Here is a 1168-nt window from a genome sequence, read left to right as displayed (position 1 = left end):
GGGATGCGGCTTCGGCTGCCGAGAAAAACACGCTTCTCGGCAGCCGCCAGCAGGAGATCGCCAAGCTCAAGGAACAGGTCAAGGCAGCGAATGCCGAGCTGCGCAAGGCAAACCGCGCACTGCGCAATGCAGGCCTTGCGCCCGTAGCCCAAGATGCGGTTTCAGAGGAGCGGGCAACCGAGGAAACGATGGCAACCCAACTCGACACAGCAGCGATTGCAGCCCGCCTGAGCGAAGAAGTGCGCAAGCGCAGCGCCGCCGTCTCAGAACAACTTCTGAAAGCGAAATCCGACGTCAGCCAGGACGGCGCGGTACGCGAAGAGATCGCCGGCATCGCTGCAAGCATGGTTGCACTGACCGCCATCAACGAGGGTCCTTCGTCGCCGATCCGCGACCTTCTGCCGGATGCCACCGACGCTCTGGATGGCGAGCGCATCAACCTTGCGCAACGCGCAGCGACGATCCTGTCCGAGCCGGGCTGAGATCAGATCAGGTTCGCAGCCGACGACATGGCGAAGAGAGCAATGCCCGTTGCCGTCGCCACATTCAGGCTGTCCAATCCCTCCGATTGTGGGATCCGCGCGCTTTGAAAGCCCTCCAGGACCGCGGGAGGCAACCCCTCGCCTTCCGTGCCCACAACCAGTGCCATGCGCTCCGTCGGTGGTATGGCCCGGATGTCGGTCTCGCCGCGGGGCGAAAGCGTCCAGATTGAAAAACCGTTCGCCGAAAGCCGTGTCAGCACGTCGAGCGCCGTGCCCTTCCGTTCATAGGGGACGCTAAGAACGGAGCCGACAGAAACGCGTAGCGCCTTGCGATAGAGCGGGTCACACGATGTCTCATCGAGAAAGACGGCATCCGCCTTAAAGGCAGCCGCGTTGCGGAACATCGACCCGGCATTGTCATGGTTGGAAATGCCGCAGCCGACGAGGACGAGCGAACGTTCCGGCAGTCGGTCGATAAGATCGAACTCAGCCACCTCGCGCCGACCAAGCGCCAGCACGCCACGATGCAGATGAAACCCGACGATCCGGTCCAACACCTCCGCCTCCGCGACATATATCGGCACGTCGCCCGGCAGCCTTTCGAGGATCGGAGCGACGCCATCGACACGATTCCTGAGCAGCAGCACCTTTTCGGTCGCAAAGCTGCCGCTGCGGCTCCCCCCCCC

1 protein-coding gene and 1 pseudogene are annotated in these 1168 nt (G+C 63.1%); one reads left to right on the top strand and one right to left on the bottom strand.

Annotated elements, in window-relative coordinates; all coding sequences use genetic code 11:
- Nucleotides 1-482, top strand: a pseudogene (locus tag PMI09_RS00015) (hypothetical protein); the annotation flags it as partial.
- A 2-nt stretch (nucleotides 483-484) separates the two neighbouring features.
- Here the strand turns inward: PMI09_RS00015 and PMI09_RS00010 are convergent.
- Nucleotides 485-1168, bottom strand: a 684-nt coding sequence (locus tag PMI09_RS00010) for a TrmH family RNA methyltransferase (protein ID WP_007787674.1), incomplete at its 5' end; no start/stop codon positions are given.

This window comes from Rhizobium sp. CF122 (assembly GCF_000282035.1).
In the GTDB taxonomy this organism is placed as follows: Bacteria; Pseudomonadota; Alphaproteobacteria; order Rhizobiales; family Rhizobiaceae; genus Rhizobium.
The sequence above is the reverse complement of the archived record's forward strand: the minus strand, read 5'-3'. Positions and strand labels throughout refer to the sequence as shown.